Genomic DNA, 26,583 nt, shown 5'->3' on the forward strand with positions numbered 1-26,583 from the left:
TCAGCTGTCGTTCCTCGCCGACGGCGGGATCAGTACCGGCTTGATGCAGTTGTCGCGCTTGTTGACGAAGATGTCGTAGGCGTCGGCCACGTCTTCAAGCGGAATGCGGTGCGTGATGATCTCGCGCGGGGAGATGTGGCCGGCGCGGATGTGCTCGATCAGGCGAGGCAGGTGGCGCTTCACGCTGGCCTGGTTCATGCGCAGGGTCAGGCCCTTGTTCACCGCATTGCCGATCGGAATCATGTTGAAGGTCGGCCCGTAGACGCCGACGATCGAGATGCGTCCGCCCTTGCGCACGCTGTTGATCGCCCAGTGCAGTGCAATCGGCGAGCCGGCCTGCAGCATCAGGATCTTGCCGGTCACCCCGTGGAAGGTGCTGCCAGTGGCATCGCAGCCCACCGCGTCGATGCACACATCCGCGCCCATCCAGTCGGTCATCTTCTTCAGGTGCGTGGCCATGTCATCGACCTCGCGGAAGTTGACGGTTTCGGCGTGCGCGAACTTCTGCGCGAACTCCAGGCGGTAGTCCTCGCAATCGACCACGATCACCCGGCCGGCACCGAAGAACCACGCGCTCTTGGCCGCGAACAGGCCCACCGGACCGGCACCGAACACCACCACGGTGTCGCCCTCGCGGATGCTCCCCATCTCCGCGGCCTGGTAGCCGGTGGGAAAGGCATCGGTCAGCAGCACCGCGTCCTCGATGTGGATGTCATCCGGGATCACGGTCGGGCCGACGTCGGCGAAGGGCACGCGCACGTACTCGGCCTGGCCACCGTCGTAGCCGCCGGCGGTATGGGTGTAACCGTAGAAGCCGCCCATCGCGCTGGCCTGCGAATTGACGTTGTGGCAGTGCCGTAGAGCTCCTTCTGGCAGAACTCGCAACTGCCGCAGAAGATGTTGAACGGCACCAGCACGCGGTCACCGACCTTGAGGTTCTGCACCGAGGGGCCGACTTCCTCGACCACGCCGCAAAACTCGTGGCCGATGATCGAACCCACGCGCGTGTCCGGCACCAGTCCGTTGTAGATGTGGATGTCCGAGCCGCAGATGCAGGAACGGGTGACGCGGACGATGGCGTCATTGGGATGCTCGATTTCGGGCTCTGCGACGTGTTCGATCCGCATCGTGCGCGGTCGGCGATAGCTGGTGGCCAGCATGGGCGTCTCCGTTCAAGGCGCGGGCTGGCATTGCCGGCGGGAACACTGACCTTCGCCTGCGAGCCGTGAACAGCGTGGCTGAGCATCGTTGCGGCCGCGTGGATTCGATGTACGTGGCCGTCACATGTAGACGACGAGCTGCGTCATCGTGGCGCACCGAACATTTCAGACACGCGCCATCGACACCATGGGGACAGGGTTTCTACGCTTGCTGATCGGACTGAACACTTCCATGCCAGCACGGAAACCCGCACTGAATGCCACGGCAGCGGATTGATGGATTCAGTTGGGATTCCCGGATTTCGGACGCGACGTCGACGGTGGCGCTTCGAACATCGTCGCGTGCCACTCAAGGCATGCCAGGAATCACCGTCATGCGTCCGCTCATCCTCTCCGCCCTCGCCTGTGCCACCCTCTCTGCCGCCAGCCTGGTTTCCCCCCAGGGCACTGCCGAAGCCTCGACCGGTGTTGACCGCTACAAGATGCCGGATGGAAGCGTCGCCTACACCAATGTCTCTTGCGCCAGCATGGGGGGGCGCCACGTCGCAATGGCGGCCGATGTCCAGAACCGCATCCGCCGCGAACATCTGCGCGAGGCGGAACTGACCGGCTACCTGCCCCCGGAAGGCCTGCTGGCCACCCCGCATGCGTTCTCGTCGCGTCCCAAGGGGCTGGGTTGCGCGACCACTCCGCAGCAGCTTGCCGCGGACCTGGGTGCCTCGATGGCCGAAGGTGACGTCAACCGCATCGCCGAAAGCTTCGACTGGGTAGGCATGTCACATGGCCAGGCGATGCAGATGATGACGCGGCTGGAGCGGCTGGGTGGGCTGTCGTTGATCGACGCTGAATTCTTCGGCGCAGGCACGCAGCTGGCCAGCGCCGGTACCCTGCAGGTGGTCCTGCAGGAGGCAGGCACGCAGAAGGTCGCCGACTTCGACATCCGCCGCCACGAAGGCTGCTATTTCCTGCAGCACCAGTGGTCGGTCTGAGTAGCGGCCGGCTTTTCGGAGGGTAGGTTCAACGCCAATTGGCGTTGTGCTCCCAGAACTCGACTGCGCGCAGGTACGCGTCGCGGTCGATCGCAACACCCGAGCCGCCCTCCTCCACGCCGAGCGCATTGCGCATCATCGTGATCGGCGCCATCGGCACCTCTTCCGGCTCCATCGTGTAGATGCAGCCGACCACGCCCCAGTCGGCGTCGATCGGTGAACCTTCCCTGGCCAGCTGCTCGGCGCTGTACAGGATCACCACCAGGTACTTGGCCACCGGCGGCACTACGCCCTCGAACCAACGTACCAGCACCGGCAGCTCGGCTTTGTTGCGTGCTTCATAGCTGCTGCGCAGCAGATGGCGGTTGTCGTCGGTGATCGGCACGGTCAGGCAGCGCGTACTGGTCCAGTTTTCAAAGACGTGGAGCTTGCAGAACGGCGCATAGCCGTCGAGCACCCTGTATGGCGCATTGGCGTTGAGGTGGGCGACGAACTGATCGGCCGTCACGTCCTGGATCGTGTTCGGCCGCGGCGTGCGCGGGAACAGACGGGGACGGGCGAACTCGGTCATCACGATCGGCATGGCACACAACTCTTCGGCATTGCAGGGGCGGCCAGCCTAGCCGATCCCCTGCTGGAGGTCACAGGGCCAGTCGCTCGCGCAGCTCGCGCGCCTGCCGGCGCGAGACCTCAACCACGCTGCCGTCGGCCAGCTGCTCCGTCGAACCAGAACTGGGCATAGTTGCCATCGACCACGACGCGGCTGATGGGGCATCTGGAGAAAGCGCCAGCGCTCTTCCTCGCCCAGGGAACACCGGGCTTCGGCCGCCCGTTCCTCCACTGTCGGCGCTCGCGGACTGCACCCGTTCCAGCGTGCACGCCAGGCCCGCGCCGGCGTGGCGAATTCGTGAGCGGTGGTCGACACGGTCCACGAACGGTCGCAGCAGGCGCACCAAGTGGAGACGGGCCCGGCAAATCCCGACAGGCGAACCAAGAACTGCATCCATCGCGATAAAGAGATATATTCACCACTCCTCCCCGGCCCCACCACCGCGTATGACTGCCCTGAGCTTTGAGTTCTACCCGCCCAAGACCGACGAACAGCGCGCCCAGCTGGACCGGACCACGGCGCGACTCAAGGCCTATGACCCGGAATACGTGTCGTGCACCTTTGGCGCGGGCGGCTCGACGCTGAGCTACACCTCCGAAACCGTGCGTCATCTCAAGCAGCACCATGGCGTGGAGGCGGTGCCGCACCTGTCCTGCGTCGGCGGCACCCAGCAGGAGATCCGCGAGCTGCTCAAGCTGTACCGCGCAATCGGGGTAAAGCGCATCATCGCCCTTCGCGGCGACATGCCCTCCGGCATGGGTTTCCCCGGCGAGATGCGCTATGCCTCCGAGCTGATCGCCTTCATCCGCGCCGAGCATGGCGATGCCTTCCGCATCGAGGTCGGCGCCTATCCCGAGACCCATCCCCAGGCCGAGGACGCGCTGGCTGACCTGCGCCACTTCAAGGCCAAGATCGATGCCGGCGCCAATGCTGCCATCACCCAGTACTTCTACAACCCCGACGCCTACTTCCACTTCGTCGACGCGGTGCGCAAGCTCGGGGTGGAGGTGCCGATCATTCCCGGGATCATGCCGATCGCCAATTTCAGCCAGCTGCGGCGCTTCTCCGAGCAGTGCGGGGCCGAGATCCCGCGCTGGATCGCCCGCAGGATGCAGGCCTACGGCGATGATGCCGAATCGGTGAAGTCCTTCGGCGCGGACGTGGTCGCCGGCCTGTGCGAACGCCTGCTCGCCGGCGGTGCGCCCTCGCTGCACTTCTACACGCTCAACCTCGCCAGACCGACCACGGCCGTGCTGCAACGCCTGGGACATCGCTGAAGCCTTATCGCCGCTTCCTGCATCGGCGGAGGCGGGCTACCCTTGTTCGATGCTGCTTCGTTTCCGGCCTGTCCTCTGCCTCCTGCTGCTTGCCAGCGCCGCTCCGGCGGCTGCGCAGCGCATCCACCGCTGCACCGACGCCGACGGCGCCACCGTCTACAGCGACCGTAGTTGCGAGGCACTGGGCGCGGTCAACCGCCTGCCCAGCGCCCCTCCCGCCGGCGCGGCCGGTCTGTACCGCGATGGCTGCACGCGCCGGCTCAGTGACCTGGTGTGGCAGATCCGCACGGCGGTCGACGCGCGCGACGTCAACCAGCTGTCCGGCATCTACCTGTGGAATGGCCTCTCCGATGCCGCCGCCAGCCGTGTCCTCGACCGGCTCGAGGCGATCGTGCAGCGACCGCTGGTCGACATCGCCCCGGTCTATGCCGAGGCTGCACCGGTGGCGCCGGTCGCCGATCCACTGCCGCCGGCAGTGGGCGACCACTTCCCCGCAGGCGAAACCGTGCCCGCGCCGACGGCGCGACGGCGCCCGATCGGGCTGCGGCTGGAGCAGGTCATGGCCAACGGCAGCACGCCTTCGCGCACCGTGCTCGGCCTGCGCCGACAGTACAACTGTTTCTGGATCAGCCTCTAGCCGCGTCGCTCAGGCCGGCCACAGCGAGCGGATCGCGGCCACGCCCTGCGCGCCGTGACGGCGCGCCTCGGCCACCTGGCCGGCATCCATTCCGCCGATCGCGTACAGCGGCAGCGACACCTGCTCGCGCAGGCGCTCGAATCCTTGCCAGCCCAGCGGCTTCGCACTCGGATGGCTGGCCGTGGCCTGCACCGGGCCAAGCACGGCGAAGTCACAGCCCAGCTTCTGCGCGGCCTGCAGCTGCGCCAGATCGTGGCAGGACGCGCCCACCGGGACGCTCACCGGCAGTGGACGCTTTTCCAGCGAGGCCAGCTGCTCGCTGCCCAGGTGCACGCCCACGCCCAGTTCGCGGGCCAGCGCGATGTCACGGTTGACCAGCAGCTCGGCACGGCGTGCGTACTGCTCGGTGGCGGCGCGGGCCAGCTCGCTGCGGCGTGCATGGGCCGGTGTGCGCAGCTGGATCCGCGACACGCCGGCAGCCAGCGACTGGCCAATCCCGTCCAGCCAGGCCTGTTCGTCAACCGGCTCGGGCGTGACCAGGTACCGGTCGGGCTGGCGCAGCATCGCCACCACCGGCACGTCGGCCGGCGGCATCGAATAGCGTGGCAGTTTCTCCGGGGCCACCCAGGTGATGGCCTGGCCTTCGCGGCCACGCGCCTTGCCGTTCCAGCTACGGATGCGCCGCACCTCCAGGCGCAGGCGCTTGTCCGGGTACAACTGCGGCACTTCCATCAGCCATTCGCCGACCTCGGCCTCGATCCCCAGCTCCTCGCGCAGCTCGCGCACCAGCGCCTGTTCGGAGGTCTCACCCGGCTCGCGCTTGCCGCCGGGAAATTCCCACAGGCCGACCATGTCACGGTCGCCGGCACGGCGGTTGAGAAGGAGGCGGCCGCGGGCATCGGTGATGACCCCGGCGACGACGTGGATGGAGCGGAGGGAAGCGGTCATGCACCGCAGCATGCCGAAAACCCGTGCGCCTGCGCAACGACACGGCACGCCGGAAACGCACACGCCGAGGCGCGCCCCGCAACGACGAAGCCCCGCTTTCGCGGGGCTTCGGGGCTCAGGTCAGCTGGCCGTGGCAGTGCTTGTACTTCTTGCCGCTGCCGCAGGGGCACGGGTCGTTGCGTCCGACCTTCGGGCCCTCGCTGGCGGCGGCCTGGGCGGCGCGCGCAGCCTCCACCTGCCCGGCTTCCTCGTCGGCGCTGTAACCGCCGGTGTCCTGGTGCTGGAACTGCGACATGCGCAGGCGTGCCTCGGCCTGCTGGCGTTCGGCGGCTTCCAGCGCGGCCACTTCCTCCTCGCTGCGGATGCGCACGCGCGACAGCAGGGTCACCACTTCGCGCTTGACGTGCTCCAGCATCTCGGAGAACAGCTGGAAGGCTTCCTTCTTGTACTCCTGCTTGGGCTGCTTCTGAGCGTAGCCGCGCAGGTAGATGCCCTGGCGCAGGTAATCCATGCGTGCCAGGTGTTCCTTCCAGCTCTGGTCGAGCACGGTCAGCATCACGTGCTTCTCCAGCGCACGCATGGTCTCCTCGCCGACCCCGGCTTCCTTCTGCGCGAAGTGCTCGTCGACGCGGGCGACGACCTTCTCGGCGATGCCCTCGGCGTCCAGTTCCTCGTGCTGCTTGACCAGCTCGGTCACCGCCATGTCCACGCCGAACTCGGAGGCCAGCGTGGCTTCCAGGCCCGGCAGGTCCCACTGGTCATCGATCGAGTTCGGTGGCACGAAGCGGGCGACCACGTCGTAGATCACGTCGGCGCGGATGCCGTCGACATTCTCCTTGACCGACTCGGCTTCCAGCAGCTCGTCGCGCTGGGCGTAGATCACCTTGCGCTGGTCGTTGTTGACGTCGTCGAAGTCCAGCAGGTTCTTGCGGATGTCGAAGTTGTGGGCCTCGACCTTGCGCTGCGCCTTCTCGATCTGGCGGCTGACCAGGCGGTCCTCGACGACATCGTCTTCCTTCATGCCCATCATGCGCATCGCCTTCTGCACCCAGTCGGAGGCGAAGATGCGCATCAGGTTGTCTTCCAGCGACAGGTAGAAGCGGGACGAACCCGGATCACCCTGGCGGCCGGAACGGCCACGCAGCTGGTTGTCGATACGGCGGCTCTCGTGGCGCTCGGTACCGATGATGTGCAGGCCACCGGCCTCCTTGACCGCCTCGTGGCGACGCTGCCATTCGGTGCGCACCTTGAAGCGCTGGTCCTCGCTGGCGTCCTCGCCCAGTGCGGCCAGCTCGGCCTCCAGCGAGCCGCCGAGCACGATGTCGGTACCGCGGCCGGCCATGTTGGTGGCGATGGTCACCGCGCCCGGCATGCCGGCGTTGGCGACGATCTGGGCCTCGCGGTCATGCTGCTTGGCGTTGAGCACCTCGTGGGCGACACCGGCCTTGCGCAGGTGCTCGGACAGCATCTCCGAGGTCTCGATCGAGGTCGTGCCAACCAGCACCGGCTGGCCGCGCTTGTTGCACTCCTGGATGTCGGCCAGCACCGCGTTGAACTTGCCGGCGCGGTTGAGGAACACCTGGTCCGGCCAGTCCTTGCGGATGGTTGGCTTGTTGGTCGGGATAACCACCACTTCCAGGCCGTAGATGCTCTGGAACTCGAACGCTTCGGTATCCGCCGTACCGGTCATGCCGGACAGCTTCTTGTACATGCGGAACAGGTTCTGGAAGGTGATGCTGGCCAGCGTCTGGTTCTCGCGCTGGACCGGCACGCCCTCCTTGGCCTCCACCGCCTGGTGCAGGCCGTCGGACCAGCGGCGGCCGGCCAGGGTACGGCCGGTGAATTCATCCACGATCACCACCTCGCCGTCGCGGACGATGTAGTCCACGTCGCGCTGGTACAGCGCGTGCGCACGCAGCGCGGCATTGAGGTGATGGACCACGGTCAGGTTCTGCGCCGCGTACAGGCCACCGGTCTCGCCGGACAGGATGCCGGCCTCGACCAGCAGCTCCTCGGCGTGCTCCATGCCCGCCTCGGACAGGTGCACCTGCTTGCCCTTCTCGTCGACCCAGAAGTCACCCTCGCCGTCCTCGGTCTCCTGGCGGACCAGGCGCGGGACCACGCGGTTGACGCGGATGTACAGCTCCGGGGAATCATCGGCCGGGCCGGAAATGATCAGCGGCGTGCGGGCCTCGTCGATCAGGATCGAGTCGACCTCGTCGACGATCGCGTAATGCAGGCCACGCTGGTGGCGGTCGGCCTTGCTCAGCGCCATGTTGTCGCGCAGGTAGTCGAAGCCGAACTCGTTGTTGGTGCCGTAGGTGATGTCGGCGTTGTAGGCCTCGCGCTTGTCGCCGTGCGGCATGCCCGGGTAGACCACGCCCACGCTCAGGCCCAGCCAGTTGTACAGCTTGCCCATCTGCGCGGCGTCGCGGCGGGCCAGGTAGTCGTTGACGGTGACCACGTGCACGCCCTTGCCTTCCAGCGCGTTGAGGTACACCGGCAGGGTCGCCACCAGGGTCTTGCCTTCACCGGTGCGCATCTCGGCGATCTTGCCCAGGTGCAGCACCATGCCGCCGATCAGCTGCACGTCATAGTGGCGCATGCCCAGCACGCGCCTGGACGCCTCGCGGCACACCGCGAATGCTTCGGGCAGGATCTTGTCCAGGGTCTCGCCGTCGGCGATGCGCTTGCGGAACTCCGGGGTCCTTGCCTTCAGCTCGTCGTCAGAGAGCTTCTCGATGTCCGGCTCCAGGGCGTTGATCCTGGCGACGATGCGGTTGAGCTGGCGCAGCTGGCGGTCGTTGCTACTGCCGAAGACGCGGGTAAGCAGGCTGTTGATCATTGAAGGAACCGGTTGGAATTGAATGCCGCGCGCCCGGCCCGTCTCCGGGAACCAGTCGCCGCAAATGAAACAGGGCGCAATGCGCCCTGTCGTTGGCAACGCCCATTGTAGCTTGGGGCGCGTATCTGGCGATTCAAGCGCCCGATCGGATCAGGCGCGTCCGCTGCGGCCCACCGGGGCCTTGCTGCCATTGCCCAGGAACTTGCGCGGGTTGACCACCTGCCCGTTCTGGAACACCTCGAAGTGCACGTGCGCGCCGGTGGAGCGACCGGTCGAACCGGCCTTGGCCACTTCCTGCCCGGCACGCACCAGGTCGCCGACCTTCACGGTCAGGCGCGAATTGTGCGCGTACAGGGTCCGGTAGCCATTGCCGTGGTCGACCTCGACCACGTTGCCGTAACCGCCCTTGACCCCGGAGTAGCTGACCACGCCATCGGCCACCGACATCACCGGGTCGCCGACCTTGGCATGGAAGTCCATGCCCTTGTGGTTGCCGCGGCCGCGGCCGAACGGGTCGGTGCGGGTACCGAAGCCGGAGGTGACGTAGCTGTTGCGGATCGGCATGCGCGAGGGCACGGCGTTCTGCTCCAGCTTGTGGTCGAACAGCAGCGACTCCATCACCGACAGCTGGCGACCGGAAGCAGCAAAGCGCTGCTCCAGCATCTGTAATTCGCTGTTGACCTCGCCGACCGGGATGTCCTGGGTCGGGCCGCTGGCGCCTTCACCGAGGCCGGGGGTCTCGTTGAAGTCGAACTCGCCGTCTTCCAGCTGGCCCATCTGCGTCAGGCGCTCACCCAGCGCATTGAGGCGGGTGGCCTGGGCCTGCAGTTCGCCCAGCCGCGCAGCCAGGGCGTTGACCTCGGTCTGCGCCTGCTGGCGCACTTTCTGCAAATCAAGTTCCTGTTGTTCGACCTTGGCGTGGAGGGCCGAATCACCCACCATGCCTACCGCTGCACTGGCGCCGAACCCCATCAGGCACCCCAGCCCCAGCATGGCGCCGAGCAGCGCCTGCGGACGGTCCTCGAAGAAGCGGCGTACACGCGCAACCGGCGTCTTTGCCTGCCCTTCACGGGTTTTGATTACGATCTTTCTCAATGTCATCGATAAGTTCTTATGTCTGAGCCGAAATCCAGTGTTCGTTCGCCTTCCGCGCCAAAGCAGGCGCTGGAAGCCGTCATGGCGGACAAGGCTGGCAACCCGCTGCGTCGTGCGCTGTGGCTCGATGCGTTGGATCGGCAGCTACGCCCCCATCTACCGTCCGCGCTGGCCGGTCGTTGCCGGCTGGCCAATGTGGATGGCGAACACCTCGTTTTCCTCGTCGAATCGCCGGTCTGGCACGCCAGACTGAGGCTGGCCGAACACGGCTTGCTCGACGCGGCCCGCTCCATCGGGCTGAAGGTCACCAAGGTGACCATCAAGACTGCATCTGCGCCCCTGCACTCCCCAGCGCAGGACGAACAGCGCAGAACGAAAGCAGTATCGGCAGCCACGCACAAAGGCCTGCGTGACGCCCTGGCCTGCCTCGAGGATGTCTGACCCCGGGGCCGGGGGACCGGTTCCTGGTCCCGCTCCTGGCACCGCGCATACGCACAAACACCAGAAGTCCGGCCAGAATCCTAGCCGCCACGTCCCGGGCAATAGTTAGGGTTTCGTTAAATTGGCGTGGAGTTCAGGCTTCACGCCCGGCTGCGTTCACGGTTTCGTGACGCGCGACCCGTTAGGAAACGGGGTGGTCAGGCGTGCGCCGGAGCGCCGTAAATAACCGGATCCGGACCCGCCGGAGACTCGTAGGTCGCCCATTCCCAGGCCGTTTCGTCGGCCAGCAGGGCCCGCACGAGCTTGTTGTTGAGGGCGTGCCCGGACTTGAAGCCTTCATACGCACCCAGCACTTGGCCGCCGGCCAGATAGAGGTCGCCGATGGCGTCCAGGATCTTGTGGCGCACGAACTCGTCGGCGTAACGCAGGCCGTCGTCGTTGAGCACGCGGAACTCGTCCAGCACGATGGCGTTGTCCATCGAACCGCCCAGGCCCAGGTTGCGCTCGCGCATGTACTCCAGGTCGCGCATGAAGCCGAAGGTGCGTGCGCGGGAGATTTCCTTGGTATAGGCCGCGGTCGAGAACTCGATCTCCGCGCGCGACTGGCGTGCCGGGATCATCGGGTGGTCGAACTGGATGGTGAAGCCCAGCTTGTAGCCCTCGTACGGGGTGAAGCGGGCGACCTTGTCGCCGTCGGTCACCTCGACCGTCCTGAGGATGCGGATGAAACGCTTGGGCGCGTCCTGCTCGACGATGCCCGCCGACTGCAGCAGGAACACGAACGGACCCGAGGAACCGTCCATGATCGGCAGTTCGGCCGAGGACAGTTCCACGATGCAGTTGTCCACGCCCAGCCCGGCCAGCGCGGACATCAGGTGCTCGACGGTCTGGATCTTGGCGTTGTCGCAGGTCAGCCCGGTGCACAGGGTGACCTCGGTGACCAGCTCGGCCCTGGCCGGCACTTCCACCACCGGGTCCAGGTCGACGCGGCGGAACACGATGCCCTGGTTGACCGGTGCCGGACGCAGGGTCATGTAGACCTTGTCGCCACTGTGCAGGCCAACGCCGGTGGCGCGGATCGTGTTCTTGAGGGTGCGTTGCTGGATCATCGGAGGCGATCGTTGGGGATGGCACCGGCGCAAACCGGCGACAAACAAGAATAACACGCACCTGCATGCGCCCCGGCTGTACGGAACGGCAACGCAGCGTGCGCCTGCAGCGGGAAAATGCCGCCGGGCCGATCCTGGCCCGGCAGCAAGGGACATGGTGTTGCCACCAGGGAGGACAACCCTGGCGTTACCTCATCCGTCGGTACCTCCGCGGCCGGAGCGTTGCCCCGGACCGCCAGGGTGCCAGCGGTCAGTCAGCCTGGCGGCGCAGGAACGCCGGGATGTCCAGGTAATCGCTCGGCAGTTCGGCAGCCGCCGGGGCCGGGGTCGAAGCAGCAGCGGTGTCGGCGCTGGGACGACGCAGGCCCATGCCCATGTTGCCCACGGCCTTGGACACGGCGTCGGCGCCGTTGTCGTAGTCGCCGAACTCGGCCTGGCCGGTGGTGGCGTTGCGCACCAGCTTGATCGGGGCACGCTCGCCCGGACGCTGCGCGGTCTTGGCGGCGGCGCGGTTCAGGCCGGTGGCCACCACGGTCACGCGCACTTCGTCCTGCATGTCCGGGTCGAGCACGGTGCCGACCACGACGGTGGCGTCTTCCGAGGCGAAGCCATCGATGGTGCGGCCGATCTCGTCGAACTCGGCCATGGTGAAGTCGGCGCCGGCGGTGATGTTGACCAGGATGCCGTTGGCACCGGCCAGGTTCACGTCGTCCAGCAGCGGGTTCTGGATGGCGGCCTCGGCGGCGGCCTGGGCGCGGTCATCGCCACGGGCGGTGCCGGTGCCCATCATCGCCAGGCCCATTTCGGACATGACGGTGCGCACGTCGGCAAAGTCGACGTTGATCAGGCCCGGACGCACGATCAGGTCGGCGATGCCCTGCACCGCACCCTGCAGCACGTCGTTGGCGGCACGGAAGGCCTGCACCATGGTGGCGTTGCGGCCGAGCACGGTGATCAGCTTCTCGTTGGGAATGGTGATCAGCGAGTCGACGTGCTGGCTCAGTTCCTCGATGCCCTTGAGCGCGACCTGCATGCGGCGACGGCCCTCGAACGGGAACGGCTTGGTCACCACGGCCACGGTCAGGATGCCCATTTCCTTGGCCAGCTGGGCCACGACCGGGGCAGCGCCAGTGCCGGTGCCACCGCCCATGCCGGCGGTGATGAACACCATGTCCGCACCCTGCAGCGCGTCCATGATGCGTTCGCGGTCTTCCAGCGCGGCCTGGCGGCCGACTTCCGGGTTGGCGCCTGCGCCCAGGCCCTTGGTGACATTGGTGCCCAGCTGCAGCTGCAGCTTGGCGCCACAATTCTTGATGGCCTGCGAGTCGGTATTGGCAGTGATGAATTCCACGCCGTCCACGCTGGTGTTGACCATGTGCGCCACGGCGTTGCCGCCGCCGCCGCCCACGCCCACAACCTTGATCACCGCGTTGGGTGCCATCTTTTCGATCAGTTCAAAGTGCGCCATGTCCATGTCCTCTTCAATGCCGTGATGTGGCTGCAACGTTCGGGAAGATCCCTTCTCCGTCCCGTCCGCCCGTACCGGCGAGTTGTTGTTGGTGTTCCGCCAGGGGTTCATGCCCCGGGCGGTGGTTGCTGCGTACTGCGGGTACCGCGCTTGCTGTCCTGACTGCCTGTTGTTGCTGTTGCCCTGCTCCTGCTCCCCATGCACCGCGGCTCAGAACTCGCCGCGGAACCAGGTCTTCACCTTCTTGAAAATCGTGCCCGCCCGGCCCATCGGCAACGACGGCCGGCGCGGATGTTCGATCTGGCTGCCCATCAGCAGCAGGCCCACGCCGGTGGCGTGCACCGGGTTGCCAACCACTTCGCCCAGGCCGGTGACGTGCTGCGGGATGCCCACGCGAACCGGCATCTGCAGCATTTCCTCGGCCAGCTCGACCACGCCTTCCATCTTCGAGGCGCCACCGGTGAGCACCATGCCGGCGCGCACCAGTTCCTCGAAGCCGGAGCGACGCAGCTCGGCCTGGACCATCTCGAAGATTTCCTCGTAGCGGCCCTGCACTGCCTGCGCCAGCGAATGGCGCGGCATGCGGCGCGGCGGACGATCGCCGACGCTGGGTACCTGGATGCTTTCCTCGGCGGTGGCCAGCTGCGCCAGCGCGCAGGCGTAGCGCACCTTGATCTGCTCGGCTTCCGGGGTTGGCGTGCGCAGCATGTGCGCGATGTCGTTGGTCACGTGGTCGCCAGCGATCGGCAGCGAGGCGGTGTGGCAGATCGCGCCCTGCACGAACACCGCCACGTCGGTGGTGCCGGCGCCCATGTCCACCAGTACCACGCCCAGCTCGCGCTCGTCGGCGGTCAGCACCGCCACGCTCGACGCCAGCGAGGACAGCACCAGGTCGTCGACCTGAAGGCCGCAGCGCTGCACGCACTTGCTGATGTTGGCCGCGGCCGACTGCGCGCAGGTCACCAGGTGCGCGTGTACCTCCAGGCGCACGCCGGTCATGCCGACCGGGTTGCGGATGCCTTCCTGCGAGTCGTCCAGCACGTACTCGCGCGGGATCGCATGCAGGATCTTCTGGTCGGCCGGGATGGCCACGGCCTTGGCAGCGTCCAGCACGCGGTCCAGGTCGTTCCAGGTGACCTCGCCATCGCGGATCGGCTGGATGCCCTGCGAATTGCGGCACTGCACGTGGTTGCCGGAGATCGAGGCGTAGACCGAACGGATCTCGCAGCCGGCCATCAGCTCGGCTTCCTCGACCGCGCGCTGGATGGACTGCACGGTCGACTCGATGTCGACCACGACGCCCTTCTTCAGTCCGCGCGATTCGTGCGAGCCGATGCCGATCACCTCGATGGGGTTGCCCGGCGAGTATTCACCCACCAACGCCACCACCTTGGAGGTGCCGATGTCGAGGCCGACGATCAGCGATTTGTCACCCTTTCGATTCATGTCCTGTCCTGCGTCTGCTTCGGTGCCGGCTTGCCCCAGCTGAGCGTGAAACCATTGGTGTAGCGGAGGTCGGCGCGTTCGATCGGCATGTCCTGGTTGGCCAGCTGCGGCAGCACGCGCACGAAGCGCTGCAGCCGCGAGCGGGCGTCGGTGCGGCCGATCACCACCTCGATGCCGTTGTCCAGCGCCAGCGACCAGCTGCCGCGCGGATCCATGGCCAGGCGCTGCACATCCATGCCCACCGGAGCGAACAGCGCGCGCGATTCGTTGTAGAGGGCAACCACTTCGGCGGTCTGGGTATCCGGGCCATCGAGCTCGGGCAGCGGCACGTCTTCCAGCCCACGCGGCACGGCAAACAGCTCGCCCTGCTCGGACAACAGCCGGTCCTCGCCCCAGCGGGCGAAGGGCTTGTGCTCGACCACATCGATCTGCAGCACGTCCGGCCAGTGCTTGCTGACCTTGGCGGCCTGCACCCACGGCAGGCGCTCGACCGCGTCCTGCGCGTCCTGCAGCTTGACCGCGAAGAAGCCGGACTGCGCGTACGGCAGCACCGCCTCGCGCAGTTGCTCGGCCGGCACGCGCTTGAACTCGCCGTTGACCCGCAGCCTCGACAGCGGCCAGCGCTCGGCGCCGACCCAGCCGTTGAGCACGGCCACGACCGGCAGCGCGACCAGCCCGATGGCCAGCAACCAGGCGCACAGGCGCAGCAGGGCGTTCATCGCGCGCCCTCCATGTCCAGCGTCTGCTCGAGCACGCGCCAGACCAGTTCCTCGAAGCCGATACCGGCCTGGCCGGCGGCCTTGGGCACCAGCGAGTGGCTGGTCATGCCCGGGGCGGTGTTGACCTCGAGCAGGAAGAAGCGACCGCTGTCACGGTCACGCATCACGTCCACCCGGCCCCAGCCGCGGCAGCCGGCGGCGCGGAACGCGGCCAGCGCCAGCGCGCGGAGCTCTTCCTCGGCCCCGCCTTCCAGGCCCGGGCACAGGTACTGGGTGTCCTCGGCGATGTACTTGGCGTTGTAGTCGTACCACTGGCCCTTGGGCACGATCCGGATCGACGGCAGCGCCACCTCGCCGAGGATGCCGACGGTCAGTTCGTCGCCGACCACCATCTGCTCCATCAGCAGCTGGCCGTCATAGCGCGCAGCCAGGGCGACCGCGTCGGCCAGCCCGGAAGCGTCGGTGACGCGGCTGATGCCGACGCTGGAACCTTCGTTGGCCGGCTTGACCACCACCGGCAGGCCGAGTCCGTCGGCCGCGGCGTGCACTTCGTCCTGGCTGTGCAGCGCGACGAAGCGCGGGGTCGGCAGGCCCAGCGACTGCCACACCTGCTTGGTGCGGATCTTGTCCATGCTCAGCGCCGAACCAAGCACGTCCGAACCGGTGTACGGAACGCCGAAGGCCTCGAGCAGGCCCTGCACCACGCCATCCTCGCCACCACCGTTGTGGCCGTGCAGGATGTTGAACACGCGATCGATGCCGCCTTCGGCCAGCGCCCTTGCCAGCGCCGGGATGCCGTCCACCGCCACCGCATCCACGCCACGCGCACGCAGCGCTTCCAGCACATTGCGGCCGGAATCAAGCGAGACCTCGCGTTCGCTGGAGGTCCCGCCCAGCAGCACGGCGACGCGGCCGAACACGGCCGGATCGGTGCAACGCAGCGGCGGGAACACGGGCTGGCTCATCAGGCCGAGGCCTCCTTGAAGCCTTCGCGTGCGAGCTGCTGGGCGACGTAGCCGATGTCACCCGCCCCCATCATCAGCAGCAGGTCGCCGTCCTGCAGGACGTCCGGCAGCACGCTGGCCAGTTCGTCGGCCTGGCCGACGACCACCGGCTCGCTGCGGCCACGGGCGCGGATGGCACGGGCCAGCGAACGCGCATCGGCGCCCGGGATCGGCGCCTCGCCGGCCGGATAGACCTCGCTGAGCACCAGCGCATCGACGCTGCTGAGCACCGCGGCAAACGCGTCGAACTGGTCGCGGGTGCGGCTGTAGCGGTGCGGCTGGAAGGCCACCACCAGGCGCTTGTCCGGCCAGCCGCCACGGGCGGCGGCGAACACCGCTTCCAGTTCGCGCGGATGATGGCCGTAGTCATCGACCACGCGCACGCGCGCGCCACTGCTGGTGGTGACCTCGCCCAGATCGTTGAAGCGACGGCCGATGCCGGCAAAGCTTTCCAGCGCGCGGGCGATGGCCTCCGGGGCCACGCCCAGCTGCCAGCCCACCGCGGCGGCGGCCAGCGCATTGAGCACGTTGTGCCTGCCCGGCAGCGCCAGGGTCACCGGGAGGCTGGTGCCTTCGGGCAGGCGCAGGGTGAAACGCATGCGCGGACCGTCCTGCACCACGTCCTCGGCGCGCACGTCGGCATTGGCGCTCAGGCCATAGCTCATCACGTGGCGCGGGGTCTTCGCCGCCAGCGCGGCCACTTCCGGATCATCGATGCACAGCACCGCCAGACCGTAGAACGGCAGGCGCTGCAGGAATTCGGCAAAGGCGGCCTGCACGCGGGCGAAGTCGTTGCCGTAGTTTTCCAGGTGATCGGCGTCGATGTTGGTGATCACCGACATCAGCGGGTTCAGGCGCAGGAAGCTGCCGTCGCTCTCGTCGGCCTCGGCCACCAGCCACTGGCCACCGCCAAGCTTGGCGTTGGCGCCGGCGGCCAGCAGCTGGCCACCGATGACGAAGGTCGGGTCCAGCCCGCCTTCGCTGAGCACCGCGGCAGTCAGCGAGGTGGTGGTGGTCTTGCCGTGGGTACCGGCCACGGCGATGCCGCGGCGGAAGCGCATCAGCTCGGCCAGCATCGCCGCGCGCGGCATGATCGGGATGCGTTGGCTGCGCGCTTCCATCAGTTCGGGGTTGTCCTCGCGGATGGCGCTGGAAACGACCACGCAGTCGGTGCCGAGCACGTTGGCAGCCGAATGCCCGCGCATCACCCGCGCGCCCAGCCCGGCCAGGCGGCGGGTGGCGGCGTTGTCGGCGTTGTCCGAGCCGGAGACTTCATAACCCAGGGTCAGCATGACCTCGGCGATGCCGCTCATGCCGGTGCCGCCGATGCCGACGAAATGCACGCGCGGGAAGGCGCGCACCAGGTCGGTGGTGTCGTGCAGGCGACGGATCATGCGCAACCCCGCTGGTGCTGGGCGCGGACGTGGGTGTTCATGCGGATTCCTCGAGAATGATGTCGGCGATGCGCTCGGCGGCATCGACCTTGGCCAGCCCGCGGGCGGCCTGCGCCATCGACATGCGACGGGCGGGATCTTCATGCAGGCTGCGCAGCACGCCCTGCAGGTTGGTTGCAAGCGCCTCGTCCTGCTTCAGCAGGGTGGCGGCGCCACGCCCGACCAGGTATTCGGCGTTGCGGGTCTGGTGGTCATCGACCGCCGCGGCGAACGGCACCAGCACGCTGCCCACGCCGGCGGCACACAGCTCGGCCAGGGTGGAAGCGCCGGCACGGCACACCACCAGGTCGGCCCAGGCGAAGGCCTGCGCCATGTCGGCAATGAACGGCGTGACTTCGGCTTCCACGCCGGCCTCGCGATAGGCCGCCAGCGCTTCGCCGTGCAGCTTCTCGCCACTCTGGTGGCGCACCTGGATCTGCACCGAATCGCCCAGTGCGGCAATGGCCGCCGGCACCGCGTTGTTCAGCACGCGCGCACCCTGGCTGCCACCGAGCACCAGCAGGCGCAGCGGACCGCTGCGGCCGGCCAGGCGGGTCTGCGGCGCCTCGATGGCGGCGATCTCGGCACGCACCGGGTTGCCAACCGCTTCCTCGCCGGTCGCGAAGCTGCCCGGGAAACCGGTCAGCAGGCGGCGCGCGAAGCGGGACAGGACGCGGTTGGTCATTCCCGGTGCACGGTTCTGCTCATGCACCAGCAGCGGCAGGCCATGCAGTCGCGCGGCAATGCCGCCCGGCCCGGAGGCAAATCCGCCAAAGGCGATCACCGCCCGCGGCTTGCGGTCGCCGATCACGAAGCCGGCGGCGCGGATCGCGCGCATCACCCGGAACGGCGCGCCCAGCAGGGCCAGCTTGCCCTTGCCGCGCAGGCCGCCGATTTGCAGCGTATCCAGCGGGATGTCGTGCTGCGGGACCAGCCGGGTTTCCATCGCCCCGGCCGCGCCCATCCAGACCACCGGCACGCCGCGGGCACGCAGCACCTTGGCCACGGCCAGTGCCGGGAAGATGTGGCCACCGGTGCCGCCGGCCAGGATCATCACCGGGCGCGGGCTGGAAGCAACGGCGCTCATGCCAGGCCTCCGAAGGTCGGTTCGACGCGTGGCTGCACGCGGCTCGTGCCACGCGAGGGCAGCGGCGCCACGGTACGGGCAGCCACGGGGGCGACCGCTGCCGGCGCATCGCTGTCGGCAGCCGGGCGCGCCGGGGTGGCAGCCTCGTCCATGCGGAACGCATGGCGGCGCACGGCGCGGTCGTACTCATAGGAGACCCGCAGCAACAGGCCGATGGCCACGCAGGTCATCATCACGCTGGAGCCGCCCGAGGAAATCAGCGGCAGGGTCAGGCCCTTGGTCGGCAGCAGACCCAGGTTCACGCCGATCGATACGAAGGTCTGCATTGCCATCCACAGCGCCACGCCAAAGGCGATGTAACCGGAGAAGTGGCGCTTCATTTCGACGCAGCGCGCGCCCAGCCACAGCGCACGGCCGACCAGCACCGCGTACAGCACCAGCACCATGCACACGCCGAGGAAGCCCAGCTCCTCGGCGATCACCGAGAAGATGAAGTCGGTATGCGCTTCGGGCAGGTAGTTCAGCTTCTGGATCGAGGCACCCAGGCCGACGCCGGTCCATTCGCCGCGACCGATGGCCATCAGCGCGTTGGACAGCTGGTAACCGGAGCCCAGCTGGTCGGCCCACGGATCGACGAACGAGGTCACGCGGCGCATGCGGTACGGCTCGAAGTACACCAGTGCGGCCAGTACCGGCACGAGCAGCGAGATCGGGCCGACGATGCGCTTGATCGGCGCACCACCCAGGAACAGCATGCCGCCGGTGATGCCCAGCAGCAGCATCGACGAGCCGAAGTCCGGCTGGAACATCAGCAGCAGCACCAGCGCCAGCACCATGCCGATCGGCTTGAGCATCGCGATCCAGGTCGCGTTGACCTCGTCGCGGAAGCGCACCAGGTAGCTGGACAGCCACACCACGTACAGCACCTTGACCGCTTCCACGGTCTGGAAGCGTGAGAAGCCGAGGTTGACCCAGCGCCGCGCACCGTTGACGGTGCTGCCCAGGCCCGGGATGAACACCACCAGCAGCAGCGCGAAGCAGCCCAGCAGCAGAAGCTGGTTGTGCTTCTCGATCGACTTCAGGTCGGTGCGCATCGCCGCCACCGCCATCGCCACGCCCAGCCCGATGAACACCAGGTGGCGGATCAGGTAGTGGAACGGATTGGCGGTCATCGCGATCGAGCTGGAGGCCACCATCACCACGCCGAGGCCGGCCAGGGACACGGCCGCGCCGAGCAGCCACTTGTCGTAGCTGCCCTCGATGGCGTCGAGTCGGGTTGCCTGGCGCGACAGGTCATTCATCAGCGCACCTTCAGCGTCGCCAGGCCGATCAGCACCAGCACCACCGAGATGATCCAGAAGCGCACGATCACGCGCGGCTCCGGCCAGCCCTTGAGTTCGAAGTGGTGGTGGATCGGCGCCATGCGGAACACGCGCTTGCCGGTCAGCTTGAAGCTGGCCACCTGGATCATGACCGAGAGCGTCTCGATCACGAAGATGCCGCCCATGATCACCAGCACCAGCTCCTGGCGCACGATCACCGCGATGGTGCCGAGCACGGCGCCCAGCGCCAGCGCACCGATGTCACCCATGAACACCATCGCCGGATAGGTGTTGAACCACAGGAAACCCAGGCCGGCGCCGGCAATGGCGGCGCAGATGATCACCAGTTCGCCCGAGCCGGGGATGCGCGGGATCTGCAGGTATTCGGCGAACTGGGCGTGGCCGGAGGCATAGGCGAACACGCCCAGCGCACAGGCCACCAGCACCGTGGGCATGATCGCCAGACCATCGAGGCCGTCGGTCAGGTTGACCGCGTTGGAGAAGCCGACGATCCACAAGTAGGCCAGGGCCACGAAGGTCACGCCGGCCAGCGGCAGCGCGAAGGCCTTGAACATCGGGATATAGAAGGTCAGCTCGGCCGGCACGTCGGCGGTGAAATACAGGAACAGGCCGGCGGCCAGCCCGAAGATCGACTGCAGCAGGTATTTCCAGCGCGACTTCAGGCCGTTCGGGTCGCGGCGGACGATCTTGATCCAGTCGTCGTACCAGCCGATCGCGCCGAAGCACAGCATCACCACCAGCACCACCCACACATAGCGGTTGCGCAGGTCGCCCCACATCAGCACCGAGAGCAGTACGGTGACCAGGATCAGGCCGCCGCCCATGGTCGGGGTACCAGCCTTGGAGAAGTGCGACTGCGGGCCGTCCTTGCGGATCGGTTGGCCCCCCTTGAGCTGGGCCAGGCGGCGGATTGCGGCCGGGCCGAACCACAGCGAAAGGCCAAGCGCGGTCAGCGCCGCCAGGATGCCGCGGAAGGTCAGGTAGTTGAACAGCCCGAACAGGCTCTCCAACTGCTGCAGCCAACGGGCCAGTTCAAGCAACATGCGGGGTTTCCTCGCCGCGCGACAGAAGCGCGGTCACGATCTTGTCCATGGCGCTGCCGCGCGAGCCCTTGACCAGGCAACGCACGCCAGCATGAAGTTCGGCTTCCAGCGCCTGTGCCAGCGCGGCGTGGCTGTCGAAGTGGCGGCCACCCTCGCCGAAGGCGGCAGCGGCGGCGGCACTCAGCGGGCCCAGCGCGTACAGGCGCTTCAGCCCCGCCTGGCGTGCGCGGCACCCGGCCTGGGCGTGCAGCGCCTCGGCATCGGCGCCAAGTTCGCGCATGTCGCCCAGCACCAGCCAGCCCTCTTCCGGCGCGGCGGCCAGCGCATCGATCGCGCTGGCCAGCGAACCCGGGTTGGCGTTGTAGCTGTCATCCACCAGCACCGCGCCACCGGGCAGCACGTGCGCGATCTGGCGGCCGGGCACCGGCTGCGCGTGGGCCAGGCCCTCGGCGATCAGCGCAGGCTCCAGTCCGGCGGCCAGCGCCATCGAGGCGGCGGCCAGCGCGTTGAGGACGTTGTGGCGGCCCGGCAATGCCAGCGTCACCTCGGCCTCGCCGGCCGGGGTCACCAGTACGAAGTGCGAGCCGTTCGGGGCCAGCTGCAACGCACGTGCGGTGACCTGCGCGCTGTGGTCCAGGCCGAAGCGCAGCACCTGGCAGCGCGCCGGGGTGCCGACGCAGTGCTGCTCGAACCACGGTGCGAACGCGTCGTCGGCATTGATGATGGCCACGCCATCGGCCGGCAGCGCGGCGTAGATCGCGCCCTTGGTCTCGGCCACGCCGAGCAGGCTGCCCAGGCGCTCGAGGTGGGCGGCGGCAATGTTGTTGACCAGCGCATAGCGCGGACGGGCGATGTCGGTCAGGTAGGCGATGTCGCCCGGCTTGCCGGCGCCCATCTCGTAGATGGCCACGTCGGCATCTTCGGGTGCGTCGATCACCGCCAGCGGCAGGCCGATCTCGTTGTTGCGGTTGCCCGGGTTGGCGTAGACGCGCCAGCCGCGGACCAGCGCCGCACGCTCCAGGATCGACAGCAGCAGCGACTTGACGCTGGTCTTGCCGTTGCTGCCGGTCAGCGCGAACACCGCCGTGTCGCGGTCGCGCTGCATGCCGGCGGCGATGCGGGCCAGCGCCAGTTCGGCGTCGGCCACCAGCACCTGAGGCAGTTCCACCTCGAGCAGGCGCTCGACCAGCAGCGCGCTGGCACCGCGCATCACCGCGTCGGCGGCGAAGTCATGGCCGTCGAAGCGCTCCCCGCGCAGCGCCACGTACAGGCTGCCGCCGGCCAGGGTACGGGTGTCGTTGCTGATGGCGTCGATGGTGGTGTCCTCGCCATGCAGTTCGCCACCGGCCCAGTGGGCGATCAGGGACAGGGGGGTGCGCTTCATGCCAGCCCCCCGGTTGCGCGGGCGGCCAGTGCGCTGGCGGCGACCTCGCTGTCGTCGAACGGATGCTTGATGCCTGCGATCTCCTGGTACGGCTCGTGGCCCTTGCCGGCCACCAGCACGATGTCCCCGGGGCCCGCCTGGGCGATGGCCTGGGCGATGGCCTGCGCGCGGTCGCGCTGCACGGTCACGCTGCCGGGGTTGTCGAATCCTTTGAGGATGTCGGCGACGATGCGGTCGCCATCCTCGGTGCGTGGGTTGTCGTCGGTGACGATCACCACGTCGGCATGGCGCTGGGCGATGGTCGCCATCTGCGGGCGCTTGCCGGTATCACGGTCGCCGCCGCAGCCGAACACGCACGTCAGCCGGCCGGCGACGTGGTCGCGCAGACTGAGCAGCGCCTGCTCCAGCGCGTCGGGGGTGTGGGCGTAATCGACCACCACCAGCGGCTGGCCATCACCACCGCCGAGGCGGTTCATGCGGCCATGGATGGGCTGCAGCTGGGACAGCACCGCGGCCACGCGCGAGGGCTCGTGGTCGAGCGCCAGCAGGGTCGCGGCCACGGCCAGCAGGTTGTCGACGTTGAAGCGGCCCAGCAGCGGCGAGCGCACGGCATGGGCGTGGCCATCTATGACCAGGTCGAAGCCGATGCCACGGCCGTCGAGCTGCAGCGACTGCGCGCAGACCCGTGCCGCAGTGTGGCCACGCGAACTCACGCCCAGCACCTGCACCTCGGCATCGATTCCGGCGGTCAGCTCGACGCCGAACGCGTCGTCCAGGTTCACCACCGCCGTCTTCAGCGCCGGACGGTGGAACAGGCGGGCCTTGGCCGCGCCGTAGCTGGCCATGTCGCCGTGGTAATCGAGATGGTCACGGGTGAGGTTGGTAAACACCGCCACGTCGTAGTGCACGCCGTCCACGCGGCCCTGGTCGAGCGCGTGCGAGCTGACTTCCATCGCCACCGCCTGCGCGCCCTGGTCGCGCAGCTGGGCCAGCACCTCGTGGGTCTGCAGCACCAGCGGCGTGGTGAAACCGGTCGGCACCACCTGCCCGTACAGGCCGACACCCAGCGTGCCGACGCTGCCGCTGCGCACACCCAGCAGTTGCCAGGCCTGGCCGAGCAGCTGCACGGTGGAGGTCTTGCCGTTGGTGCCCGTAACGCCAACCATCGTCATCACGTGCGAGGGATGGCCATGGAACTTGTCGGCCATCGCGCCGAGGCGGCCGCGCAGCCCCGGCACGGCAATGGCGTCGGTCGGCGCCGGCAGTCCGGCCGGGGCCGGTGGTTCGAACAGGATCGCGCTGGCACCGGCCGCGCGCGCCTGTTCGACGAAACCCAGGCCATGCGCACCAAAACCGGCGATCGCCACGAAGGCATCGCCCGGGCGCACGGCGCGGCTGTCCAGCACCAGGCCGGAGATCGCCGGGTCATGGGCCAGCGCGACGTCCGGCAGCAGGTGCGACAGCGGCATCGTGCGGCTCACTGGCGCGCCTCCTGCGCCTGGGCCGGCGCCGCCGCGGCGGTGGGCAGCGCGGCGTCGAACTCGGCGGCCGGATCGGGCAGGTCCTGGGCTTCCGGCGCGGTCGGCAGGATGCTGGCGGCGTGGCCGATCTTGCCCGAGGCCTGCGCAGCCAGCCACGACTGGATGTCGTCCGGCGGTACGTCCATCAGCCGCAGCGCACCCTCCATCACGTGGTGGAATACCGGTGCGGAGACCAGGCCGCCGTAGTACGTGCCGCCCTGCGGGTCATTGACGACGATCACCGTGGCAAAGCGCGGGTTGGTCGCCGGCACCACGCCGGCAAACAGCGAGTTGTAGTGGTTGCGCACATAGCCGCCCGGGCCGGCCTTGCGCGCGGTACCGGTCTTGCCGGCCACGTGGTAGCCGAGGATGCCGGCCTGCTTGGCGCCGCCCTGGGTGACCACCGTTTCCATCATCCGCACCACGTCGGTGGCGATCTTCGGATCGATGACCTGGCGCGCCTCGTTGCGCTGGCCCTTGATGAAGGTCGGCGGGATCAGCTTGCCGCCGTTGCCGAGCGCGGCATAAGCCTGGGCAATCTGCAGCGGGGTGACATTGAGGCCGTAGCCATAGGACATCGTCGCCTTCTGCAGGCCGTTCCAGCGCCCTGGCGGCGCCAGCATGCCGGCGGCCTCGCCCGGGAAGCCGCTCTGCGGCGCAACGCCATAGCCAAAGTTGCGCAGCGAATCGTAGAAGGTCTGGTTCGGCACCTTGTCGACGATCTTGGCCGCGCCGATGTTGGAGCTGCGGGTGATCACGCCGGTCACGTCGAGCACGCCGTTGTTACGCGGTACGTCCTTGATCGTGTAGCGGCCCAGGGCCATGTAGCCCGGATTGGTGTCGATGATGGTGGCAGGCGAGACCACCCCGGCCTGCAGCGCGGTGGCCACGGTCAGCGGCTTCATCGTCGAGCCAGGCTCGACCAGGTCGGTGACCGCGCGGTTGCGGCGTGCGTCCGGCTTGGCGTTGCCCACGGCGTTGGGGTTGTAGGTCGGCAGGTTGGCCATGGCCAGCACCTCGCCGGTGGCCACGTCCATGACCACGACCGAGCCGCCAGACGCCTTGTGCGCGGTGACCGCGTTGCGCAGCTCGCGCATGGCCAGGAACTGGATGCGGCGGTCGATGCTCAGGGTCAGATCCTTGCCCGGCTCGGCGGCACGGACCAGATCGATGCTTTCCACGATCGCGCCCTTGCGGTCGCGGATCACCTTCTTGACGCCGGGCTTGCCACGCAGCCAGTCGTCGAAGGCCAGCTCCAGACCTTCCTGGCCGCGGTCATCGATGTTGGTGAAGCCCAGCACGTGGGCCATCGCCTCGCCCTGCGGGTAGAAGCGGCGGAACTCGCGCTGGCTGAAGACACCCGGGATCTTCAGCCCGACGATGCGCTCGGCCTCATCCGGGTTGATCCGGCGGCGCACGTACATGAATTCCTTGTCGGCCTTCTGCGACAGGCGCGTGCCCAGCTCGTCGGCCGGGATCCGCAGCGCCTGCGCCAGCTCGGGAATGCGGTCGGGATGGCGCAGCAGCTCCTGCGGATTGACCCAGATCGAGGCCACCGGCGTGGACACCGCCACCGGCTCGCCGTTGCGGTCGGTGATCATGCCGCGCGAGGTCGGGATCGGCACTTCGCGCAGGTAGCGTGCCTCGCCCTGGCGCTGGTAGAAGTCGCTGTTGACCAGTTGCACGTAGGCCGCGCGGCCAACCAGGGTCACCGAGCACAGGCCCAGGCCCACGCCGACCCACAGCAGGCGCTGGCGCAGGTTGAACTGGGTGCGGGTACGGGCGCGGCCGGAGCTGTTCATGGGCGCACCACCACGATGTCGGCCGCTTCCGGGAACTTCATGCCGAGGCGGCCACGGGCCACCTGGTCCACGCGGGTGGCCTGGGCCAGGGTGGCCTGCTCCAGCTGCAGCCGACCGAAATCGATGTTCAGTTCGTCGCGTGCATGCTCCAGACGTGACAGCTCGACGAACAGCTGGCGATGGCGGTGGCGCATGTAGACCACGCCGATCGCCGAGGCGATGGTGCAGGCCAGCAGCACGACCAGCAGCAAGCGGCTCATGCGCGCACCTCCAGCTTCTGCGCCACGCGCAGCACCGCGCTGCGGGAACGCGGGTTGGCTGCCAGCTCGTCCTCGTCGGCCTTGATCGCGCCGCCAACCAACGACAGCGTCGGCACGAAGGCCTGCTGTTCTGGCAGGCGGCGGTTGCTCGGCGGCGCCTTGGCCAGCTTGTTGAAGTACTGCTTGACGATGCGGTCTTCCAGCGAGTGGAAGCTGATCACCGCCAGCCGGCCACCGGGCTTGAGCCGGGCCACGGCCGCGTCGAGCCCGGCCTCCAGGTCGGCCAGCTCGCGGTTGATGTGGATGCGGATGGCCTGGAAGCTGCGGGTGGCCGGATTGGACTTGTCCTTGCCACGCGGCACGACCTGGTTGATCAGCTCGGCCAGCTGCGCGGTGCGGGTGAGCGGGGTCTTCTCGCGCTGGGCCACGATCGCACGCGCGATCTTGCGGCTGGCGCGTTCCTCGCCGTAGGTCCACAGCACGTCGGCGATCTCGCGCTCCTCGGCGCGGGCCAGCCACTGCGCGGCGCTCTCGCCCGAGTCCGGGTCCATGCGCATGTCCAGCGGGCCGTCCTTGCCGAAGGAGAAGCCGCGCTCGGCCACGTCCAGCTGGGGCGAGGACACGCCCAGGTCGAACAGCACGCCATCCAGGCCGTCGGCGGTGGCGTCCCAGTGCAGCAGGTCGGCGAAGGAGCTGCGGAAGATCGACACGCGCGGGTCCGGCGCGAAATCGCGCTCGGCCACGGCAATCGCCTCGGGATCCTTGTCCATCACCAGCAGTCGACCTTTCTGGCCCAGTTTTTGCAGCACGCCACGGGCATGACCGCCCCGCCCGAACGTGCCATCGAGATAAGTTCCGTTTTCGGTCACCTGCAGGCCTTCGAGGACCTGCGTGTACAGCACCGGCAGATGGGCCGACGGCTGGGACACCGGGAGGTGACCGGCCTGCGCTTCCCCGCGCACC

Annotated in this window: 24 protein-coding genes; 4 read left to right on the forward strand and 20 right to left on the reverse strand. The window is 68.1% G+C overall.

What is annotated here, in order from left to right; genetic code table 11:
* Together LG380_RS09340 and LG380_RS09345 are read right to left on the reverse strand one after the other, a co-directional pair.
* Positions 1–822, reverse strand: a complete 822-nt coding sequence (locus tag LG380_RS09340) for a zinc-binding dehydrogenase (protein ID WP_225764760.1) — start codon at positions 820–822, stop codon at positions 1–3.
* Complete coding sequence (locus LG380_RS09345; RefSeq protein ID WP_225764761.1) at positions 723–1,160, reverse strand: alcohol dehydrogenase catalytic domain-containing protein; 438 nt, start codon at positions 1,158–1,160, stop codon at positions 723–725. The genes LG380_RS09340 and LG380_RS09345 overlap by 100 nt, the downstream gene beginning before the upstream one ends.
* 374 nt (positions 1,161–1,534) lie before the next feature.
* Here LG380_RS09345 and LG380_RS09350 point away from each other — a divergent pair, with 374 nt between their 5' ends.
* The gene (locus LG380_RS09350; protein WP_225764762.1) at positions 1,535–2,149 is read left to right on the forward strand and encodes a hypothetical protein; all 615 of its coding nucleotides are present in this window, start codon (positions 1,535–1,537) and stop codon (positions 2,147–2,149) included.
* Positions 2,150–2,177: 28 nt separating this feature from the next.
* Here the strand turns inward: LG380_RS09350 and LG380_RS09355 are convergent, their stop codons facing one another.
* The gene (locus LG380_RS09355; RefSeq protein WP_225764763.1) at positions 2,178–2,732 is read right to left on the reverse strand and encodes a DUF3228 family protein; all 555 of its coding nucleotides are present in this window, start codon (positions 2,730–2,732) and stop codon (positions 2,178–2,180) included.
* Between the two features lie 473 nt (positions 2,733–3,205).
* Between LG380_RS09355 and metF the strand changes: the two genes are divergently transcribed.
* Together metF and LG380_RS09365 are read left to right on the forward strand one after the other, a co-directional pair.
* Positions 3,206–4,036 (forward strand): methylenetetrahydrofolate reductase [NAD(P)H], encoded by an 831-nt coding sequence (gene metF / locus LG380_RS09360; RefSeq protein WP_225764764.1) that lies wholly within the window; start codon positions 3,206–3,208, stop codon positions 4,034–4,036.
* 49 nt (positions 4,037–4,085) lie between these two features.
* On the forward strand, positions 4,086–4,673 hold the full coding sequence (locus LG380_RS09365) for a DUF4124 domain-containing protein (RefSeq protein ID WP_225764765.1): 588 nt from the start codon (positions 4,086–4,088) through the stop codon (positions 4,671–4,673).
* A gap of 9 nt (positions 4,674–4,682) precedes the next feature.
* Here the strand turns inward: LG380_RS09365 and LG380_RS09370 are convergent, their stop codons facing one another.
* The 3 genes from LG380_RS09370 to LG380_RS09380 form a co-directional block, all read right to left on the reverse strand.
* Positions 4,683–5,621: a Nudix family hydrolase gene (locus tag LG380_RS09370; protein ID WP_225764766.1), complete on the reverse strand. Its 939-nt coding sequence runs from the start codon at positions 5,619–5,621 to the stop codon at positions 4,683–4,685.
* Positions 5,622–5,736: 115 nt separating this feature from the next.
* Positions 5,737–8,466: a preprotein translocase subunit SecA gene (secA, locus tag LG380_RS09375; protein WP_225764768.1), complete on the reverse strand. Its 2,730-nt coding sequence runs from the start codon at positions 8,464–8,466 to the stop codon at positions 5,737–5,739.
* Positions 8,467–8,616: 150 nt separating this feature from the next.
* Entirely contained in the window at positions 8,617–9,567 is a 951-nt protein-coding gene (locus tag LG380_RS09380; protein WP_225764770.1) for a M23 family metallopeptidase, read from the reverse strand.
* Between the two features lie 12 nt (positions 9,568–9,579).
* On the opposite strand from LG380_RS09380, the gene LG380_RS09385 reads away from it, so the two are divergent.
* Entirely contained in the window at positions 9,580–10,002 is a 423-nt protein-coding gene (locus LG380_RS09385; RefSeq protein ID WP_225764772.1) for a DciA family protein, read from the forward strand.
* A gap of 197 nt (positions 10,003–10,199) precedes the next feature.
* Here LG380_RS09385 and lpxC read toward each other — a convergent pair whose 3' ends face one another.
* The 14 genes from lpxC to rsmH all read right to left on the reverse strand — a co-directional run bounded on the left by lpxC (position 10,200) and on the right by rsmH (position 26,582).
* A complete protein-coding gene (lpxC, locus tag LG380_RS09390) occupies positions 10,200–11,111 on the reverse strand; it encodes a UDP-3-O-acyl-N-acetylglucosamine deacetylase (protein WP_225764773.1) in 912 nt (303 codons plus the stop codon).
* Positions 11,112–11,361: 250 nt separating this feature from the next.
* The gene (gene ftsZ / locus LG380_RS09395; protein ID WP_225764775.1) at positions 11,362–12,579 is read right to left on the reverse strand and encodes a cell division protein FtsZ; all 1,218 of its coding nucleotides are present in this window, start codon (positions 12,577–12,579) and stop codon (positions 11,362–11,364) included.
* Positions 12,580–12,789: 210 nt separating this feature from the next.
* Positions 12,790–14,025 (reverse strand): cell division protein FtsA, encoded by a 1,236-nt coding sequence (gene ftsA, locus LG380_RS09400; protein WP_225764776.1) that lies wholly within the window; start codon positions 14,023–14,025, stop codon positions 12,790–12,792.
* Positions 14,022–14,744 carry a cell division protein FtsQ/DivIB gene (locus LG380_RS09405; protein ID WP_225764777.1) on the reverse strand — a complete coding sequence of 241 codons (723 nt, stop codon included), beginning with the start codon at positions 14,742–14,744 and terminating at the stop codon, positions 14,022–14,024. The genes ftsA and LG380_RS09405 overlap by 4 nt, the downstream gene beginning before the upstream one ends.
* Positions 14,741–15,709 (reverse strand): D-alanine--D-alanine ligase, encoded by a 969-nt coding sequence (locus LG380_RS09410; protein WP_225764778.1) that lies wholly within the window; start codon positions 15,707–15,709, stop codon positions 14,741–14,743. Before LG380_RS09410 ends, LG380_RS09405 begins: the two co-directional genes overlap by 4 nt.
* Complete coding sequence (murC, locus tag LG380_RS09415; protein WP_225764779.1) at positions 15,709–17,142, reverse strand: UDP-N-acetylmuramate--L-alanine ligase; 1,434 nt, start codon at positions 17,140–17,142, stop codon at positions 15,709–15,711. The genes LG380_RS09410 and murC overlap by 1 nt, the downstream gene beginning before the upstream one ends.
* A gap of 37 nt (positions 17,143–17,179) precedes the next feature.
* Positions 17,180–18,268, reverse strand: coding sequence for an undecaprenyldiphospho-muramoylpentapeptide beta-N-acetylglucosaminyltransferase (murG, locus tag LG380_RS09420; protein WP_225764780.1), 1,089 nt, complete (start codon positions 18,266–18,268; stop codon positions 17,180–17,182).
* On the reverse strand, positions 18,265–19,569 hold the full coding sequence (gene ftsW, locus LG380_RS09425; RefSeq protein ID WP_225764781.1) for a putative lipid II flippase FtsW: 1,305 nt from the start codon (positions 19,567–19,569) through the stop codon (positions 18,265–18,267). The genes murG and ftsW overlap by 4 nt, the downstream gene beginning before the upstream one ends.
* A complete protein-coding gene (gene mraY, locus LG380_RS09430) occupies positions 19,569–20,654 on the reverse strand; it encodes a phospho-N-acetylmuramoyl-pentapeptide-transferase (RefSeq protein ID WP_225764782.1) in 1,086 nt (361 codons plus the stop codon). The genes ftsW and mraY overlap by 1 nt, the downstream gene beginning before the upstream one ends.
* Positions 20,644–22,038, reverse strand: coding sequence for a UDP-N-acetylmuramoyl-tripeptide--D-alanyl-D-alanine ligase (gene murF, locus LG380_RS09435; protein ID WP_225764784.1), 1,395 nt, complete (start codon positions 22,036–22,038; stop codon positions 20,644–20,646). The genes mraY and murF overlap by 11 nt, the downstream gene beginning before the upstream one ends.
* The gene (locus LG380_RS09440; RefSeq protein WP_225764785.1) at positions 22,035–23,519 is read right to left on the reverse strand and encodes a UDP-N-acetylmuramoyl-L-alanyl-D-glutamate--2,6-diaminopimelate ligase; all 1,485 of its coding nucleotides are present in this window, start codon (positions 23,517–23,519) and stop codon (positions 22,035–22,037) included. The genes murF and LG380_RS09440 overlap by 4 nt, the downstream gene beginning before the upstream one ends.
* On the reverse strand, positions 23,516–25,360 hold the full coding sequence (locus tag LG380_RS09445) for a penicillin-binding protein 2 (protein WP_225764788.1): 1,845 nt from the start codon (positions 25,358–25,360) through the stop codon (positions 23,516–23,518). The genes LG380_RS09440 and LG380_RS09445 overlap by 4 nt, the downstream gene beginning before the upstream one ends.
* Positions 25,357–25,620 (reverse strand): cell division protein FtsL, encoded by a 264-nt coding sequence (gene ftsL / locus LG380_RS09450; RefSeq protein WP_225764790.1) that lies wholly within the window; start codon positions 25,618–25,620, stop codon positions 25,357–25,359. The genes LG380_RS09445 and ftsL overlap by 4 nt, the downstream gene beginning before the upstream one ends.
* Positions 25,617–26,582 (reverse strand): 16S rRNA (cytosine(1402)-N(4))-methyltransferase RsmH, encoded by a 966-nt coding sequence (gene rsmH / locus LG380_RS09455; RefSeq protein ID WP_225766547.1) that lies wholly within the window; start codon positions 26,580–26,582, stop codon positions 25,617–25,619. The genes ftsL and rsmH overlap by 4 nt, the downstream gene beginning before the upstream one ends.
* Position 26,583 lies beyond the last annotated feature (1 nt).

Source organism: Stenotrophomonas sp. Marseille-Q4652 (assembly GCF_916618915.1).
In the GTDB taxonomy this organism is placed as follows: Bacteria; Pseudomonadota; Gammaproteobacteria; order Xanthomonadales; family Xanthomonadaceae; genus Stenotrophomonas.

Excerpts from the sequence above, each read along its gene's own strand:
- LG380_RS09340 (WP_225764760.1), bottom strand. The coding sequence starts at position 822 with ATGGGCGGCTTCTACGGTTACACCCATACCGCCGGCGGCTACGACGGT.
- LG380_RS09345 (WP_225764761.1), bottom strand. The coding sequence starts at position 1,160 with ATGCTGGCCACCAGCTATCGCCGACCGCGCACGATGCGGATCGAACAC.
- LG380_RS09350 (WP_225764762.1), top strand. The coding sequence starts at position 1,535 with ATGCGTCCGCTCATCCTCTCCGCCCTCGCCTGTGCCACCCTCTCTGCC.
- LG380_RS09355 (WP_225764763.1), bottom strand. The coding sequence starts at position 2,732 with ATGCCGATCGTGATGACCGAGTTCGCCCGTCCCCGTCTGTTCCCGCGC.
- metF (WP_225764764.1), top strand. The coding sequence starts at position 3,206 with ATGACTGCCCTGAGCTTTGAGTTCTACCCGCCCAAGACCGACGAACAG.
- LG380_RS09365 (WP_225764765.1), top strand. The coding sequence starts at position 4,086 with ATGCTGCTTCGTTTCCGGCCTGTCCTCTGCCTCCTGCTGCTTGCCAGC.
- LG380_RS09370 (WP_225764766.1), bottom strand. The coding sequence starts at position 5,621 with ATGACCGCTTCCCTCCGCTCCATCCACGTCGTCGCCGGGGTCATCACC.
- secA (WP_225764768.1), bottom strand. The coding sequence starts at position 8,466 with ATGATCAACAGCCTGCTTACCCGCGTCTTCGGCAGTAGCAACGACCGC.
- LG380_RS09380 (WP_225764770.1), bottom strand. The coding sequence starts at position 9,567 with ATGACATTGAGAAAGATCGTAATCAAAACCCGTGAAGGGCAGGCAAAG.
- LG380_RS09385 (WP_225764772.1), top strand. The coding sequence starts at position 9,580 with ATGTCTGAGCCGAAATCCAGTGTTCGTTCGCCTTCCGCGCCAAAGCAG.
- lpxC (WP_225764773.1), bottom strand. The coding sequence starts at position 11,111 with ATGATCCAGCAACGCACCCTCAAGAACACGATCCGCGCCACCGGCGTT.
- ftsZ (WP_225764775.1), bottom strand. The coding sequence starts at position 12,579 with ATGGCGCACTTTGAACTGATCGAAAAGATGGCACCCAACGCGGTGATC.
- ftsA (WP_225764776.1), bottom strand. The coding sequence starts at position 14,025 with ATGAATCGAAAGGGTGACAAATCGCTGATCGTCGGCCTCGACATCGGC.
- LG380_RS09405 (WP_225764777.1), bottom strand. The coding sequence starts at position 14,744 with ATGAACGCCCTGCTGCGCCTGTGCGCCTGGTTGCTGGCCATCGGGCTG.
- LG380_RS09410 (WP_225764778.1), bottom strand. The coding sequence starts at position 15,709 with ATGAGCCAGCCCGTGTTCCCGCCGCTGCGTTGCACCGATCCGGCCGTG.
- murC (WP_225764779.1), bottom strand. The coding sequence starts at position 17,142 with ATGATCCGTCGCCTGCACGACACCACCGACCTGGTGCGCGCCTTCCCG.
- murG (WP_225764780.1), bottom strand. The coding sequence starts at position 18,268 with ATGAGCGCCGTTGCTTCCAGCCCGCGCCCGGTGATGATCCTGGCCGGC.
- ftsW (WP_225764781.1), bottom strand. The coding sequence starts at position 19,569 with ATGAATGACCTGTCGCGCCAGGCAACCCGACTCGACGCCATCGAGGGC.
- mraY (WP_225764782.1), bottom strand. The coding sequence starts at position 20,654 with ATGTTGCTTGAACTGGCCCGTTGGCTGCAGCAGTTGGAGAGCCTGTTC.
- murF (WP_225764784.1), bottom strand. The coding sequence starts at position 22,038 with ATGAAGCGCACCCCCCTGTCCCTGATCGCCCACTGGGCCGGTGGCGAA.
- LG380_RS09445 (WP_225764788.1), bottom strand. The coding sequence starts at position 25,360 with ATGAACAGCTCCGGCCGCGCCCGTACCCGCACCCAGTTCAACCTGCGC.
- ftsL (WP_225764790.1), bottom strand. The coding sequence starts at position 25,620 with ATGAGCCGCTTGCTGCTGGTCGTGCTGCTGGCCTGCACCATCGCCTCG.